Annotated in this window: 17 protein-coding genes and 1 riboswitch; of the genes, 16 read left to right on the top strand and 1 reads right to left on the bottom strand. The window is 62.6% G+C overall.

Features of this window, described 5'->3' with window-relative positions:
- Nucleotides 1-117 precede the first annotated feature (117 nt).
- From hda to AC0IXS_RS06945, 4 genes are all read left to right on the top strand, one after another.
- Complete coding sequence (gene hda / locus AC0IXS_RS06960) at nucleotides 118-822, top strand: DnaA regulatory inactivator Hda (protein WP_057407945.1); 705 nt, start codon at nucleotides 118-120, stop codon at nucleotides 820-822.
- Nucleotides 816-1,580: an NAD-dependent deacylase gene (locus tag AC0IXS_RS06955; protein WP_449117610.1), complete on the top strand. Its 765-nt coding sequence runs from the start codon at nucleotides 816-818 to the stop codon at nucleotides 1,578-1,580. Before hda ends, AC0IXS_RS06955 begins: the two co-directional genes overlap by 7 nt.
- Nucleotides 1,581-1,655: 75 nt before the next feature.
- Nucleotides 1,656-2,378, top strand: a complete 723-nt coding sequence (locus AC0IXS_RS06950; RefSeq protein WP_004884159.1) for a C40 family peptidase — start codon at nucleotides 1,656-1,658, stop codon at nucleotides 2,376-2,378.
- A gap of 94 nt (nucleotides 2,379-2,472) precedes the next feature.
- On the top strand, nucleotides 2,473-3,015 hold the full coding sequence (locus AC0IXS_RS06945) for a C40 family peptidase (protein WP_004884158.1): 543 nt from the start codon (nucleotides 2,473-2,475) through the stop codon (nucleotides 3,013-3,015).
- 149 nt (nucleotides 3,016-3,164) lie between these two features.
- Here the strand turns inward: AC0IXS_RS06945 and AC0IXS_RS06940 are convergent, their stop codons facing one another.
- Nucleotides 3,165-4,493 carry a PQQ-dependent sugar dehydrogenase gene (locus AC0IXS_RS06940; protein ID WP_043304319.1) on the bottom strand — a complete coding sequence of 443 codons (1,329 nt, stop codon included), beginning with the start codon at nucleotides 4,491-4,493 and terminating at the stop codon, nucleotides 3,165-3,167.
- Nucleotides 4,494-4,654: 161 nt separating this feature from the next.
- A riboswitch (cobalamin riboswitch) is annotated at nucleotides 4,655-4,870 on the top strand.
- A 92-nt stretch (nucleotides 4,871-4,962) separates the two neighbouring features.
- Here AC0IXS_RS06940 and cobO point away from each other — a divergent pair.
- The 12 genes from cobO to AC0IXS_RS06880 all read left to right on the top strand — a co-directional run bounded on the left by cobO (nucleotide 4,963) and on the right by AC0IXS_RS06880 (nucleotide 15,208).
- Nucleotides 4,963-5,574: a cob(I)yrinic acid a,c-diamide adenosyltransferase gene (gene cobO, locus AC0IXS_RS06935; protein WP_004884152.1), complete on the top strand. Its 612-nt coding sequence runs from the start codon at nucleotides 4,963-4,965 to the stop codon at nucleotides 5,572-5,574.
- Between the two features lie 25 nt (nucleotides 5,575-5,599).
- Nucleotides 5,600-6,895 (top strand): cobyrinate a,c-diamide synthase, encoded by a 1,296-nt coding sequence (locus AC0IXS_RS06930; RefSeq protein WP_449124783.1) that lies wholly within the window; start codon nucleotides 5,600-5,602, stop codon nucleotides 6,893-6,895.
- Nucleotides 6,892-7,542 (top strand): 5,6-dimethylbenzimidazole synthase, encoded by a 651-nt coding sequence (gene bluB / locus AC0IXS_RS06925; RefSeq protein ID WP_025993809.1) that lies wholly within the window; start codon nucleotides 6,892-6,894, stop codon nucleotides 7,540-7,542. The genes AC0IXS_RS06930 and bluB overlap by 4 nt, the downstream gene beginning before the upstream one ends.
- Complete coding sequence (gene cbiB / locus AC0IXS_RS06920) at nucleotides 7,539-8,447, top strand: adenosylcobinamide-phosphate synthase CbiB (protein ID WP_122416011.1); 909 nt, start codon at nucleotides 7,539-7,541, stop codon at nucleotides 8,445-8,447. Before bluB ends, cbiB begins: the two co-directional genes overlap by 4 nt.
- Nucleotides 8,440-9,441 carry a threonine-phosphate decarboxylase CobD gene (gene cobD / locus AC0IXS_RS06915; protein ID WP_471824197.1) on the top strand — a complete coding sequence of 334 codons (1,002 nt, stop codon included), beginning with the start codon at nucleotides 8,440-8,442 and terminating at the stop codon, nucleotides 9,439-9,441. Before cbiB ends, cobD begins: the two co-directional genes overlap by 8 nt.
- Nucleotides 9,441-10,901: a cobyric acid synthase gene (locus tag AC0IXS_RS06910; protein ID WP_122439990.1), complete on the top strand. Its 1,461-nt coding sequence runs from the start codon at nucleotides 9,441-9,443 to the stop codon at nucleotides 10,899-10,901. Before cobD ends, AC0IXS_RS06910 begins: the two co-directional genes overlap by 1 nt.
- 1 nt (nucleotide 10,902) lies before the next feature.
- Complete coding sequence (gene cobU, locus AC0IXS_RS06905; protein ID WP_449126303.1) at nucleotides 10,903-11,424, top strand: bifunctional adenosylcobinamide kinase/adenosylcobinamide-phosphate guanylyltransferase; 522 nt, start codon at nucleotides 10,903-10,905, stop codon at nucleotides 11,422-11,424.
- Nucleotides 11,421-12,473, top strand: coding sequence for a nicotinate-nucleotide--dimethylbenzimidazole phosphoribosyltransferase (gene cobT / locus AC0IXS_RS06900; protein ID WP_088234782.1), 1,053 nt, complete (start codon nucleotides 11,421-11,423; stop codon nucleotides 12,471-12,473). Before cobU ends, cobT begins: the two co-directional genes overlap by 4 nt.
- Nucleotides 12,470-13,042, top strand: a complete 573-nt coding sequence (cobC, locus tag AC0IXS_RS06895; protein WP_057410485.1) for an alpha-ribazole phosphatase family protein — start codon at nucleotides 12,470-12,472, stop codon at nucleotides 13,040-13,042. The genes cobT and cobC overlap by 4 nt, the downstream gene beginning before the upstream one ends.
- Nucleotide 13,043: 1 nt before the next feature.
- Nucleotides 13,044-13,775 (top strand): adenosylcobinamide-GDP ribazoletransferase, encoded by a 732-nt coding sequence (locus AC0IXS_RS06890; protein WP_191954915.1) that lies wholly within the window; start codon nucleotides 13,044-13,046, stop codon nucleotides 13,773-13,775.
- A 105-nt stretch (nucleotides 13,776-13,880) separates the two neighbouring features.
- Nucleotides 13,881-15,089 carry an MFS transporter gene (locus AC0IXS_RS06885; protein ID WP_057410487.1) on the top strand — a complete coding sequence of 403 codons (1,209 nt, stop codon included), beginning with the start codon at nucleotides 13,881-13,883 and terminating at the stop codon, nucleotides 15,087-15,089.
- The gene (locus AC0IXS_RS06880) at nucleotides 15,086-15,208 is read left to right on the top strand and encodes a hypothetical protein (protein ID WP_057410488.1); all 123 of its coding nucleotides are present in this window, start codon (nucleotides 15,086-15,088) and stop codon (nucleotides 15,206-15,208) included. Before AC0IXS_RS06885 ends, AC0IXS_RS06880 begins: the two co-directional genes overlap by 4 nt.
- Nucleotides 15,209-15,251: the final 43 nt, after the last annotated feature.

The following is a 15,251-nucleotide window of genomic DNA, read 5'->3' as shown; positions in this document are numbered from 1 at the left end:
GTCGCAACCCTTTGATTTTGCTTGGGGTCTGTCGCATTGTGCGACCAGCGTCACGGGTATAAACTTTGCGCACTTTACACAGAGGCCCTTGGCGGTTCGCATGAACCGTTCGTCAGCATGAAACCGATTCAGCTGCCCCTGAGTGTGCGTCTGCGTGATGACGCCACTTTCGTCAATTACTATCCAGGCGCCAATGCCGCTGCACTCGGCTATGTCGAGCGGCTGTGCGAAGCCGACGCCGGTTGGACGGAAAGCCTCATCTATCTGTGGGGCAAGGACGGGGTAGGGCGTACGCATCTGTTGCAGGCGGCCTGCCTGCGCTTCGAGCAGATGGGTGAGCCAGCGGTCTATCTGCCCTTGGCCGAAGTCATTGATGAGGGTATCGAACTGTTCGACCATCTCGAACAGTACGAGCTGGTGTGTCTGGACGACCTGCAGGCCGTGGTCGGCAAGCCGGAGTGGGAAGAAGCCCTGTTTCACCTGTTCAACCGCCTGCGTGACAGTGGGCGGCGGCTGCTGATCGCCGCCTCCAAGTCGCCTCGTGAACTGCCGGTCAAGCTGCCGGACCTCAAGTCCCGCCTGACCATGGCGCTGGTGTTCCAGATGCGCGGCCTGTCCGATGAGGACAAACTGCGCGCCCTGCAGTTGCGTGCTTCTCGACGCGGCCTGCACCTCACCGACGACGTCGGGCATTTCATCCTCACTCGCGGCACCCGCAGCATGAGTGCGCTGTTCGAATTGCTGGAGCGCCTCGATCAGGCGTCCCTGCAGGAGAAGCGCAAGCTGACCATTCCCTTCCTTAAAGAGACGCTGGGGTGGTAGACGACGCGCTGGTCGTGCAAACGGCGGCTGCACTGCGCCACGCCAGACGAATTCTGATCATTACCGGTGCCGGACTGTCTGCGGATTCTGGATTGCCGACTTACCGAGGTATAGGCGGACTCTATAACGGCCGAACCGATGACGGCCTGCCGATTGAGGTCGCGTTGTCCGGTCCGATGCTGCGACGTGATCCCGAGCTGTGCTGGAAATACATCGCTCAACTGGGCAAGGCCTGTCTGAGCGGGCAGCCCAATTCTGCGCATTACGCGATCGCCCAGTTGCAGCGCATCAAGCCCGAGTGCTGGGTGTTGACCCAGAATGTCGATGGTTATCATAGAGCTGCAGGCAGTCCGCCTGAGCGCCTGATCGAGATTCACGGTCAGATGGCGCCGCTGTTCTGCCAGTCCTGTGGCGCAGAAGATCCTCAGTTGAGTGAGCATCTGCAGCGACCAATGCCACCTTTGTGCTCAATCTGTAGTGGCGTTTTGCGACCGTCCGTCGTTCTTTTTCAGGAAATGCTCCCGGAACAGGCCTTGGAAACACTGTATGAACAACTGGCTATAGGCTATGACGCGGTGCTGACCATCGGCACTACCGCAAGCTTCCCCTATATTCACGAGCCGGTGATCAGGACCAGGGTTTCCGGGGGTTTCACGGCAGAAATCAATCCTGAGGCGACCGATCACAGCGCGCAAATGGACGTGTTTTTGAAGTGCCGGGCGGCACATGTCATGGAAAAACTCATAAGTCACATTTAGTTCGATTGAATTTGCAAATGACTTGGATAGAAGGCATAGTCTCGCCTTCTTAACAGTTCAGCCACGGTCGTGCCCATGCTAGTTGTTCGCTTCGCACCCCTCGTGCCCCTCGCACTCGTCACATTCCTGTTCGGTTGCTCGGCCAATATGCCGGTTTCTCAGCAAGAACAGGCTCAGCAAGCGCCTCGTTATCAGAACACCGTCACCGCCCAGTCCGCTGCCCGCCGCGCCGATGCCGCCGCCCTGCAGGACGAGATGGCCACTGAAGACGAACTGGCCCAGTTTGCTGACAACCAATCCTACAAACTGCCGGTTCTGGCCGACAGCATCCTTGAACGTGGCAAGGCCCTGATCGGTACGCGTTACCAGTTCGGCGGCACTTCGACCCGTTCGGGTTTCGATTGCAGCGGCTTCATCGGTTTCCTGTTCCGCGAAGAGGCTGGCATGAACCTGCCGCGCTCGACGCGTGAAATGATTAACGTCGATGCGCCTCTGGTCTCGCGCAACAATCTCAAGCCGGGTGATCTGCTGTTCTTCAGCACACGCGGCCGTGGTCGCGTCAGCCACGCAGCGATCTACGCCGGTAACGATCAGTTCATCCACTCCAGCAGCCGCCGCAGCGGTGGTGTGCGCATCGACAGCCTCGATGACGCTTACTGGAGCAAAACGTTCATCGAAGCCAAGCGTCCTCTGGCAATGGCACCCGGTGCCGTAGCCGTGAAGACGCCAGCAGTTGCTACACAGACAACGGCGATGACATCGACTACAGTCAAGACCGCAGTAAAACGCCGTAAGTAAATGAAATATGGAAAACGCAGACAGGCCGATGGCCTGTTTTCGTTTTTGAGCTTCTCGGCAGCGTAAGCCGCATCCGGATCAGGTTGTTGTGGTTATGTCGATTGCTTTGCGCCTGATGGTTATCTCTATTGCCGCGTTGCTTGGCGCCTGCGCCAGCGCACCGCCGCCTCCCCAGCCCCGGATCGTTCAGCGTCCGGTGGTAACTGCTCCTCCCCAGATTCTTTCCCAGGCTGCCGAAGATGTGCTGTTTCGCGCATTGGGGCTGGTCGGCACGCCCTATCGTTGGGGCGGCAATACGCCGGATTCGGGTTTCGATTGCAGTGGCCTGATCGGCTATGTATACCGCGACGCTGCGGGGATCTCCCTGCCGCGCTCCACGCGTGACATGGTTGTGATGGGCGCGCCGAATGTGCGCCGCGAACAGCTGCAGTCAGGGGATCTGGTGTTCTTCGCCACCTCGGGCGGCTCGCAGGTTTCCCATGCAGGGATCTACGTCGGCGAAGGCCGCTTCGTGCACGCGCCGGCCACCGGAGGCACGGTCAAGCTCGACAGCCTCGACAAGCCGTATTGGCAGAAAGCCTACCTCAACGCCAAGCGCGTGATTCAACCGTCGGACTTGGCACAGAATCGTCCTTGATCGCTGATGCCGCAGCTTCTGCCGTTGTCGTGCAGATAACAGCGGATTGTGGGAAAAGCCACGTTCATTCAGTAAATGGTGATCGTTCCTACGCTCTGCGTGGGAATGCCTCCCAGGACGCTCCGCGTCCGGCTCTGAGCGTCACCGCGTTATTGAGCCGCCTTCACCGACGTCACGCGCCAGATCTTGTTGCCCACGTCATCCGCCACCAGCAATCCGCCGCGATGGTCGTTGACCACACCTACCGGACGGCCCATGGCCTTTTCGTCGCTGTTGAGGAAGCCGGTCAGCACGTCGACAGGCGCGCCGTTGGGTTTGCCGCCGCTGAAGGGCACGAATACCACCTTGTAACCACTGTGCGGTTTGCGGTTCCACGAACCATGCTGGCCGATAAACAGGCCTTCGTTGAACGGTGCTGCCAGCGTCTTGCCGTCGGCGAACACCAGCCCCAGTGATGCTGTGTGCGGGCCGACCGCATAATCGGGGGCGATGGCCTTGGCGACCAGTGCCGGGTTCTGCGGTTTGACGCGCTCGTCCACGTGCTGGCCGTAGTAGCTGTAAGGCCAGCCATAGAAGCCGCCGTCCTGCACCGAGGTCACGTAATCGGGCACCAGATCGCTGCCGATCTCGTCACGCTCGTTGACGGCTGTCCACAGTTTTCCAGTGGTTGGCTCCCAATCCATCCCGTTGGGGTTGCGCAGCCCCGAGGCGAAGATGCGATGGTTGCCGGTGGCAGCGTCCACTTCCCAGATCGCTGCACGGCCTTCTTCCTTGTCCATGCCGTTCTCGGCCACGTTGCTGTTGGAACCGACGGTCACGTACAGCTTGCTGCCGTCCTTGCTGGCAATGACGTTCTTGGTCCAGTGGTGATTCAGCGTGCCGCCCGGCAGGTCGACCACTTTGGTCGGCTGGGCGCTGATCGAGGTCTGGCCGTTTTCATACGGGAAGCTGATCAGGCGGTCGGTGTCGGCCACGTACAGCTTGTTGCCCACCAGTGTCATGCCGAACGGCGAGTTGAGGTTCTGCAGAAAGACGCTGCGGGTTTCGGCCACGCCGTCATTGTTGGTGTCGCGCAGCAGGGTGATGCGGTTGGCGCTCGGTACGCCCGCACCGGCGCGGCCCATGACCTTCTCCATGACCCAGCCACGGATGCCTTTGCCATCATCCGGCTTGGCCGGTGAGTTGGTTTCCGCGACCAGTACGTCGCCGTTGGGTAGCACGTACAGCCAGCGCGGGTGATCCAGATGTTCAGCGAAGGCGCCAACCTGGGTGCCTGGCGCGGCCACCGGTTTTGCGTCCTTTTCCCAGCCGATGGCCGGGGCGATGTTGACCGTCGGAATCAGTGTCTTGTTCGGCTCCGGCAGTTTTGGAGAAGGCCCTGTTCCATCCGAGACCTGCAAGGTCGAAGATTCGCCGCACGCCGCGAGGCCGCCTGCGAGCAGAAGCAGTACGGCGTACTGTGGTCTGATTTTGAACATCGTGAATCTCCATCGACAAAGGCTTGGTCCAGTAAGGGATAGAGATACCCTGACCGCCGAGGTTCAATTGCGAGCCACCATCCGGCGGCGTCATGCAAGTGAATGGCCTTTATGCCCTGTGTACTGCGGTGTCGATTGACGCTCCACCCCCAACCCTCTACCCTTCGCGGTTTGTTTCAGGTGCTCTGCAATCCTCCCGATTGGCAGGGTGAAACAGGGAAGCCGGTGAGGGTCTGACGATCCGATTCCGGCGCTGCCCCCGCAACGGTAAATGAGTCAAGGCTGTGCATCGTGCCACTGCGTTTCGACGCGGGAAGGCGTGCAGCCCGGATGACCCGCTCATGAGCCCGGAGACCGGCCTGAAATACTCAATGGCATCACGGAGGGTGATGCTCTGTGCAGGGCGTTGCCGTGCTGTTCAGTGCTGTCCTTCCGTCTGCTTTCGCGACCCCCCGAGCGGAGAGCCGAGATGAACGAATCCCCCGAACGCGACGAACGCCATCTGGCGCGCATGCAGCGCAAGAAAGCCGTGATGGACGAACGTATCGCCAGCTCGCCCAATGAATGCGGCCTGTTGCTGGTGTTGTCCGGCAATGGCAAGGGCAAGAGCAGCTCGGCGTTCGGCATGCTTGCGCGGGCAATGGGCCATGGCATGCAGTGCGGCGTGGTGCAGTTCATCAAGGGGCGCAACAGCACAGGCGAGGAAATGTTTTTCCGCCGCTTCCCCGAGCAGGTGCGCTATCACGTGATGGGCGAGGGCTTTACCTGGGAAACCCAGGATCGCCAGCGCGATATCGCGGCCGCCGAAGCTGCCTGGGCCGTGAGCCTGGAAATGCTGCGCGACCCGGCTATCGGTCTGGTGGTGCTCGACGAGCTGAACATTGCCCTCAAGCACGGCTATCTGGATCTTGAACAGGTATTGACCGATCTTCAGGCGCGCCCGCCCATGCAGCATGTGGTGGTGACCGGCCGTGGCGCAAAACCCGAACTGATCGACCTGGCGGATACCGTTTCGGATATCGGCGTGGTCAAACATGCATTCCAGTCCGGCATCCGGGCGCAGAAAGGTATCGAACTGTGAGCCATTCCGTTATGAGCATCCGTTCATGAGAACCCCCAGGGATTGCCCGGCAGTACTGATCGCTGCACCGGCCTCCGGTCAGGGCAAGACCACCGTCACCGCAGCACTGGCACGCCTGCACCGCAATCAGGGGCGCAAGGTACGGGTCTTCAAGTGTGGCCCGGACTTTCTCGATCCCATGATTCTCGAGCGGGCGAGCGGGGCGCCGGTGTTTCAGCTGGACCTGTGGATGGTCGGTGCCGACGAGAGCCGTCGCCTGCTGTGGGAAGCCGCCGAAGACGCGGACCTGATCCTTATCGAAGGCGTGATGGGCTTGTTCGACGGCACGCCGTCCAGTGCTGATCTGGCGCGGCACTTCGGCGTACCGGTGCTCGGCGTGATTGACGGCACGGCGATGGCCCAGACCTTCGGTGCCCTGGCGCTGGGGCTGGCGCGCTATCAGCCTGACCTGCCGTTTGCCGGCGTGCTGGCCAATCGCGTGGGCACCGTACGTCATGCGCAGTTGCTGGAAAACAGCCTGACCGAAGGCCTGCGCTGGTATGGCGCGCTGTCCCGTGAAACCGGCTTCGAACTGCCCAGTCGCCATTTGGGGCTGGTGCAGGCCGACGAACTCAACGACCTGGACCTGCGTCTGGACATGGCCGCTGCGGCCCTGGCCTCCACCTGTGAGGTGGCCTTGCCGCCTGCGGTCACGTTCACTGCGCCAGAACCGGTTCATGTCGAGCGCTGGCTGGACGGCGTACGGATTGCCGTGGCTCGCGATGGAGCCTTTGCGTTCACCTACGGCGCGAGTCTCGATCTGCTGCGCAATATGGGCGCGGAACTGAGCTTCTTCTCGCCGATCCGCGACAGCCATCTGCCTGAAGCAGACAGCCTGTACCTGCCCGGCGGCTATCCCGAGCTGCATCACGTCGAGCTGTCTGCCAACGCCACGATGCTGGCCGATATTCGAGCGCACCATGCGGCAGGCAAGCCTACATTGGCCGAATGCGGCGGCATGCTGTATCTGCTCGAAGCCCTGACCGATGTTGAAGGCGTGCGCGCTGAACTGGTCGGTCTGCTGGCGGGCGAGGCGGCGATGCAGAAGCGTCTGGCAGCGCTGGCGTTGCAGGCGGTCGAGATGCCGGAAGGCGAGTTGCGCGGTCACACCTATCACCATTCTTTGACCACCACCGAACTGCAGCCGATTGGCCGAGGCGTCAGCCCCAACGGCGGGCGCGGTGCGGAAGCGGTTTATCGTGAAGGCCGTCTTACCGCGACCTATATCCATTTCTATTTTCCGTCCTGTCCCCAGGCGATTGCGGCCCTGTTCAAGCCATGACCGAACATGCGTTCAATGATGAAGAGCGGGCAGCGGTGTACCGCGCTATTGCCGAGCGCCGCGACATGCGGCACTTCGTCGGTGGCAGCGTGGCGCCCGAACTGCTTGCCCGTTTGCTGGAAGCTGCACACCAGGCACCCAGCGTTGGCCTGATGCAGCCCTGGCGGTTCATTCGGATCAGCGACCCGGCACTGCGTGTCAGGATGCAGGCGCAGGTCGAAGAAGAGCGGGTCCGCACGGCCGAGGCACTGGGCGAGCGGACCGACGAGTTCATGAAGCTCAAGGTCGAAGGCATCAACGACTGCGCCGAGGTGCTGGTTGCCGCGCTGATGGAAGGTCGCGAGCAGCACATCTTTGGCCGTCGCACCCTGCCGGAAATGGACATGGCGTCGTTGTCCTGCGCGATCCAGAACCTGTGGCTGGCTGCGCGCGCCGAAGGGCTGGGCATGGGCTGGGTGTCGTTGTTCGACCCTGACGCACTGGCCGATCTGTTGGCGATGCCGGAAGGCGCCAAGCCGCTGGCGATTCTCTGCCTGGGCCCCGTGAAAGAATTTTACCCAGCACCCATGCTCGTGCTGGAGGGCTGGGCGCAGGCGCGTCCGCTGAGTGAACTGTTGTATGAGAATCAATGGGGAGTGAGTCAATGAGTGTGGCGCTGTTGAGCGTGGCCGGGGTTGCGCTGGATGCGCTGCTCGGCGAGCCGAAACGCTCCCATCCGCTGGTGGCGTTCGGGCGCTTTGCCAATCGTCTGGAGCAGCGCTTCAACAGTGGCGGCCGGGGCTGGCGCAGCCATGGCGTCACGGCCTGGTTCGTGGCGGTGATCCCGCTGACACTGCTGGCCACGCTGCTGAGTTGGGCACCGTTCGTGGGTTGGCTGGTGGAGATTCTGGCGCTGTATTGCGCGCTGGGCATGCGCAGTCTCGGTGAGCATGTGCAGCCGGTGGCCCAGGCATTGCGCAGCGATGATCTGGAGGAGGCGCGTCGTCGCGTCGGCTATCTGGTCAGCCGCCAGACCAGCGAACTGGATGCAACTGAAGTCGCCCGCGCGGCCACCGAGTCGGTGCTGGAAAACGGCAGCGATGCAATATTCGCTGCACTGTTCTGGTTTGTCGTAGCCGGTGTTCCCGGCGTGGTGCTGTATCGCCTGAGCAATACGCTGGATGCCATGTGGGGCTATCGCAATGAACGTTTCGAGCGTTTCGGCTGGGCTGCGGCGAAGATCGATGACCTGCTCAACTATATTCCTGCACGCCTGGTGGCGCTGACCTACGCGCTGCTGGGCAAGACTCGGTTGGCGCTGCGCTGCTGGCGCACTCAGGGACCGACCTGGGACAGTCCCAACGCAGGTCCGGTAATGGCGGCCGGTGCTGGCGCGCTGGGCGTCGAATTGGGTGGCGCGGCGATCTATCACGGCGAGCTGCATCAGCGTCCGCAATTGGGCGAAGGCGTTCCGGCAGATGCCGACTCCATCGACCGTGGCTGGGAACTGGTGCAGCGCGGCGTGTGGCTGTGGTTGCTGGTGCTGTGCGTCGGGACAGCATTCTATGCTTGAGCACGGCGGGCGCCTGCGCGCTGCGGCGCAGCACTACGGCATCAATCAGGCCGAGTGGCTGGATTTGTCCACCGGCATTGCGCCGTGGTCCGTGCCGGTGCCGGAGATTCCTTTGCGTGCCTGGGCGCGCCTGCCCGAGAACGATGATGGTCTCGAGACTGCCGCCTGCGCCTATTATGGCGTGTCAGAGGTATTGCCTGTAGCGGGTTCGCAGGCGGCAATCCAGGCCCTGCCGCGAGTGCGCAGTACGGGGCGGGTGGGCGTGCTGTCGCCATGCTACGCCGAACATGCGCATGCCTGGCGCAAGCAGGGTTATCTGGTGCGTGAGGTCGGCGAGCACGAAGTGGATTACTTCCTCGACAGCCTTGATGTGCTGGTGGTGGTCAATCCCAACAACCCGACCGGCCTGCGCCTGAGCGCCGAGCGCCTGCTGGGATGGCATGCGCGGCTGGCAGAGCGGGGCGGCTGGCTGGTGGTGGACGAGGCCTTCATGGATAACACCCCTGAGCTGAGCCTGGCAGCTGAAACCTGGCGTATCGGACTGGTCGTGCTGCGCTCGTTCGGCAAGTTTTTCGGATTGGCCGGGGTCAGGCTTGGCTTCGTGCTGGCCGAACCCGCGCTGCTCAGGTTGCTGGCGCACGAAATCGGCCCGTGGTCGGTCGGCGGTCCGACGCGGATTCTGGGGCAGGCGTGTCTGAATGACCGCGAATGGCAGGCGCAGCAGCGCGTGCGCACCGACCAGGCGCGCGACCGTCTGGTGGCTCTGCTCGAGCTGTACGGACTTGCCCCACAAGGCGGCTGTGCACTGTTTCAATGGCTGGTCACGCCAGAAGCCCGGGCCATCCATGAGTTCTGTGCCCGACGCGGGGTGTTGCTGCGCCTGTTCGAAGGGTCGACGCCTGAAGTCTCCAGCCTGCGTTTCGGGCTGCCCTGCGACGAAGCCGACTGGCGGCGTCTGCACACTGTTCTGTTTGAATACCGCAAGGAATCCTGATGGCCACGCTGATGGTACAAGGCACCACATCCGACGCCGGCAAAAGCACGCTGGTAACCGCGCTGTGCCGCTGGTTGACGCGACAGGGTGTGAAGGTCGTCCCGTTCAAGCCGCAGAACATGGCGCTCAACAGTGCCGTGACCGCCGACGGCGGCGAGATTGGTCGCGCCCAGGCGGTGCAGGCTCAGGCGTGTTATCTGCAGCCACACACCGATATGAATCCGGTGCTGCTCAAGCCCAACAGCGACACCGGCGCACAGGTGATCATCCATGGCCGCGCTGTCACCACCATGAATGCGGTGGCGTATCACGGCTATAAAGAGATCGCCATGCGCGCGGTGCTGGAGTCTCACGAGCGGCTGGGACACCACTATCCAGTGATCATGGTCGAAGGCGCCGGTTCGCCTGCCGAGATCAACCTGCGGGCCAATGACATTGCCAACATGGGCTTCGCCGAAGCCGTCGATTGCCCGGTGCTGTTGATCGCCGACATCAACCGTGGTGGTGTCTTCGCCCATCTGGTCGGCACCCTGGAGCTGCTGTCGCCCAGCGAGCAGGCGCGGGTCAAAGGCTTCATCATCAATCGTTTTCGCGGCGACATCGCCTTGCTGCAACCGGGCCTGGACTGGCTGGAAGCGCGCACCGGCAAGCCGGTGGTCGGTGTGCTGCCCTATGTGATGGACCTGCATCTTGAGGCCGAAGACGGTCTGGATCAGCGCCAGACCGACAAGGTCGAGCAGGTGCTGAATGTGGTGGTGCCGGTCTTGCCGCGCATCAGCAACCACACCGACTTCGACCCGCTACGCCTGCATCCTCAGGTCAATCTGCAATTTGTCGGCCCCGGTCAGGCGATACCGCCTGCCGACCTGGTTATCCTGCCCGGCTCGAAAAGCGTGCGCAGCGACCTGGCGTACCTGCGTGCCAATGGCTGGGAAGATGCCATCCAGAAACACCTGCGCTACGGCGGCAAGGTGATGGGTATCTGCGGTGGGTTGCAGATGCTCGGCGAGCAGATGCACGACCCACTGGGGCTGGAAGGCGCGGCGGGTTCAAGCCCGGGTCTTGGCCTGCTGGCGATGAGCACGGTGCTGGAGTCCGAGAAACAACTGCGTAACGTACGTGGCCGTCTGACGCTGGAAGATGCCGAGGTCAGCGGTTACGAGATTCATGCCGGTGTCACCACGGGTGCGGCGCTGGAACAGGCTGCCGTCCGGCTGGACGACGGTCGTTGCGATGGTGCGCAGAGCGCCGACGGGCAGATTCTCGGGACGTACCTGCACGGCCTGTTCGAGTCGCCTGCCGCGTGCAGCGCCCTGTTGCGCTGGGCCGGGCTTCGCGATGTGCAGGAGGTCGATTATCACGCCCTGCGCGAGCGGGACATCGAGCGTCTGGCGGACCTGGTGGAAAAGCACCTGGACGGCACCTTGCTGCGTCAACTGTGCGGACTGGAGACGAACTGAAATGCTGCAACTGATCCTGGGTGGTGCGCGCTCCGGCAAGAGCCGACTGGCCGAAAAGCTGGCGGCGAAATGCGGCCTGAACGTGACCTACATCGCCACCAGCCAGCCCCTGGACGGCGAGATGAACCAGCGCGTCGCCAGCCATCGCGCCCGTCGCCCCGAGCAATGGGGGCTGGTGGAAGAACCGGTCGAGCTGGCACGCGTGCTACGAGAAAACGCCGCGCCCGATCATTGTCTGCTGGTGGATTGTCTGACCCTGTGGCTGACCAATCTGCTGATGCTCGACAGTCCCGAACGTCTGGCGCAGGAGCGTGATGCGTTGCTCGACTGCGTGGCGGCGCTTCCAGGCGAAATCATTTTCGTCAGTAACGAAACCGGGCTTGGCGTAGTGCCGCTCGGCGAGCTGACCCGTCGCTATGTCGACGAAGCCGGCCTTCTGCATCAAGCCCTTGCCGAACGTTGCCAGCGCGTAGTGCTGACCGTGGCGGGCTTGCCCCTGACTTTGAAAGGAACTGCGCTATGAGTAACTCCTGGTGGCTCGAACCCGCACAGGCCATCAACGCGCCTATGCGTGAAGCGGCGCTGGCCCGTCAGCAACAACTGACCAAGCCGGCCGGCTCGCTGGCGCAACTGGAGCGTCTGGCGGTACAGCTTGCCGGTCTGCAGGGGCGTGAGCGTCCGGCAGCTGATCAGGTGTGGATCGCGATTTTTGCCGGTGATCATGGCGTGGTCGCTGAGGGGGTTTCGGCCTATCCGCAGGCCGTCACCGGCCAGATGCTGCACAACTTCGTCAATGGCGGCGCGGCAATCAGTGTGCTGGCGCAGCAGCTCTCGGCGCAGCTGGATGTGGTGGATCTGGGCACGGTTCTGCCGGTGGACCTGCCGGGCGTGCGGCATTTGCGCCTCGGCGCAGGCACCGCCAACTTCGCCCAGGGTCCGGCCATGACGGCTGACCAGGGGCTGGCGGCTTTGCAGGCCGGACGTGACAGTGTGTTGCGCGCCAAGGCATCACGGACCGAGTTGTTCATCGGTGGCGAAATGGGCATCGGTAATACCACCGCTGCCAGTGCGGTTGCCTGCTCCATGCTGGAGTGCGCGGCGCAACTGCTGGTCGGCCCTGGCACCGGGCTGAACGCCGAAGGCATCGAACACAAGACTCGGGTCATCGAGCGTGCCTTGAAGCTGCACGCTGAACACGCAGGTGATCCACTGCACAGCCTGTTCAGCCTCGGCGGTTTCGAGATTGCCGCATTGACCGGTGCTTATCTGGCCTGCGCGCAGGAAGGCATCGTCGCGCTGGTGGACGGTTTCATCTGCAGCGTGGCGGCGCTGGTGGCCGTGCGCCTGAACCCGTCGTGCCGCAACTGGCTGGTGTTCGGTCATCGTGGCGCTGAAACGGGTCATCGTCATGTGCTTGAGATTCTTCAGGCCGAACCGTTGCTCGACCTCGGTCTGCGACTGGGCGAGGGCAGTGGTGCCGCACTGGCCGTCCCGCTGGTGCGCATGGCCTGTGCGCTGCACAACGGCATGTCGACCTTTGCCGAAGCCAGCGTATCGGATCGCCCGGCATGACCCTGCGACTGGATTTGCTGCGTCACGGTGAGACCGAGCAGGGCGGCGGTCTGCGGGGCAGCATTGACGATGCGCTGACTGATCTGGGTTGGCAGCAGATGCGCTCTGCCGTCACTGAAGCCGGGCCTTGGGATCGGATCATCAGTTCGCCCTTGCAGCGCTGTGCGCGTTTTTCCGAAGAGCTGGCCGCGAGACTGTCCCTGCCGATGGCGCTTGAGCCGGGTTTGCAAGAGCTGCATTTCGGTGACTGGGAAGGTCACAGCCCTGCGCAACTGATGGAGACGGATGCCGAAGGCCTGGGGCTGTTCTGGAACGATCCATATGCCTTCACGCCGCCCAATGGCGAGCCGGTGATCGAGTTTTCGGGACGCGTTCTGAGTGCGGTGCAGCGTCTGCATGACAGGTACGCCGATGAGCGGGTGCTGCTGGTCAGTCATGGTGGCGTGATGCGTCTGTTGCTGGCCCAGGCGCGTGGTCTGCCGCGTGAGCAACTGCTGCAGGTGGTCGTAGGGCATGGCGCGCTGTTATCGATCAATGTTGCCGCTGAAGGCGTTCTCACGGAGTCCTGACATGCTGCCCTTCTGGATCGCCCTGCAATTTCTCGGTAGCTTTCCGATCCGCCTGCCCGGCATGCCGAAGCCTGAGGAAACCGGACGCTCGCTGTTGTCCTATCCTCTGGTGGGCGTGCTTTTCGGCATCGTATTGATGAGCCTGAATGCTTTGCTCGCCGGTGCGCCCTTGATGCTGCACGCTGCCTTGCTGCTCTGCGCCTGGGTGCTGCTGAGTGGGGGGCTGCATCTGGACGGTCTGGCGGACAGTGCCGATGCCTGGTTGGGCGGTTTCGGTGATCGCGAGCGAACCCTGACCATCATGAAAGACCCGCGTAGCGGGCCGATTGCCGTGGTCACGCTGGTGCTGGTGCTGCTGCTCAAATTCACCGCCATTCTGGCGTTGATTGAAAGTCATCACAGCATCGCGCTGCTGCTGGCGCCGCTGATTGGACGCAGTGCCATGCTGGGGCTGTTTCTGAGCACGCCCTATGTGCGTGCCGGTGGTTTGGGGCAGGCGCTGGCGGACCATTTGCCACGCAGTGCTGCGCGTCGAGTGCTGCTGGTCGGTGGTGTGGCCTGCGTGTTGTTCGCAGGTTGGTCGGGACTGGCTGCTGTAGTTGCCTCGATCGCCTGTTTTCTGTGGTTGCGTCAGGTCATGATTCGTCGTCTGGGTGGCACCACCGGTGACACCGCGGGCGCGTTGCTGGAGCTGCTCGAGGTGGTGGTACTGCTGGCGATGGTGCTGTTCTGAGCATTCGCTGATATCCGATTGACAGGCTCTTGCACCGAGGCGTAATTTCGCCATTATTGATTTACGGGCATATCCACGCATTTCCGGTCAGGGAGCATAAGAACAATGACATCAGTGTGGCGTACCAGTGGCTGGATACTGCTCGGGAGTGCATTGATCCTCGCGCTTTCCCTGGGAACACGGCACGGCTTCGGTCTGTTTCTCGCGCCCATGAGCGCGGATTTTGGCTGGGGCCGTGAGGTCTTCGCATTCTCCATCGCCCTGCAGAACCTGATGTGGGGGTTGGCCCAGCCTTTTGCCGGAGCGTTGGCAGATCGGTTCGGCGCGGCCAAGGTCGTGTTTGTCGGCGGTGTGCTGTATGCCGTGGGCCTGCTGTGCATGAGCATGGCGGATTCACCGCTGAGCCTGTCACTGAGCGCGGGCCTGCTGATCGGCATTGGTCTGTCCGGCACTTCGTTTTCCGTGATCCTCGGCGTCGTCGGGCGGGCCTTGCCGGCCGAGAAACGCAGCATGGGCATGGGGATCGCCAGTGCTGCCGGTTCGTTCGGCCAGTTTGCCATGCTGCCCGGTACGCTGGGGCTGATCGGTTGGCTGGGCTGGTCCGGCGCCTTGGTGGTGCTGGGCGTGATGGTGGCGCTGATCCTGCCGCTGGTAGGCATGCTCAAGGACAAGCCGACCGAATCCGTGGGGGTTCAGCAGACACTGGGTGAAGCATTGCGTGAGGCCTGCTCGCACTCCGGTTTCTGGCTGCTGGCGCTGGGTTTTTTCGTCTGTGGCTTTCAGGTGGTGTTCATCGGTGTGCATCTGCCTGCTTACCTCGTCGACCAGCACTTGCCCGCCAAGGTCGGCACCACGGTGCTGGCGCTGATTGGCCTGTTCAATATCTTCGGCACCTATACGGCGGGCTGGCTGGGTGGACGCATGTCCAAGCCGCGTCTGCTGACGGCGCTGTATCTGTTGCGCGCTGTCGTGATCGTATTGTTCCTGTGGATTCCGCTCAGCCAGACCACCGCTTACCTGTTCGGTGTCGCGATGGGGCTGTTGTGGTTGTCCACGGTGCCTCTGACCAACGGTACGGTCGCGACCCTGTTCGGGGTGCGCAATCTGTCGATGCTCGGTGGTATCGTCTTCCTCTTCCACCAGTTGGGTGCGTTCCTCGGCGGCTGGCTGGGTGGGCTGGTGTATGACCATACCGGGAGTTACGACTTGATCTGGCAAGTGTCGATCCTGCTCAGTCTGTTGGCGGCAGCCCTTAACTGGCCGGTGCGTGAGCGCCCTGTGGCGCGGTTGCAGGCGCAGGCAGGTGTCGCGTGAGCAGGCGCTGGCCTTTGTTGGCGGCGCTTGCATTCGGCAGTGCGGTGCTGGCGCTGGTCTGGTGGGGCTGGCAGCAGGTCGGTCTGGCCGCGCTGCAACTGGGCATGGGCGCTTGCTAGGCAGAAGGCGTCGGTTGGGGTAGCGTGTCGGCAGACAGCCACC

This window comes from Pseudomonas sp. AC016 (assembly GCF_979253365.1).
This window is presented reverse-complemented; position numbering and strand designations above follow the sequence as displayed.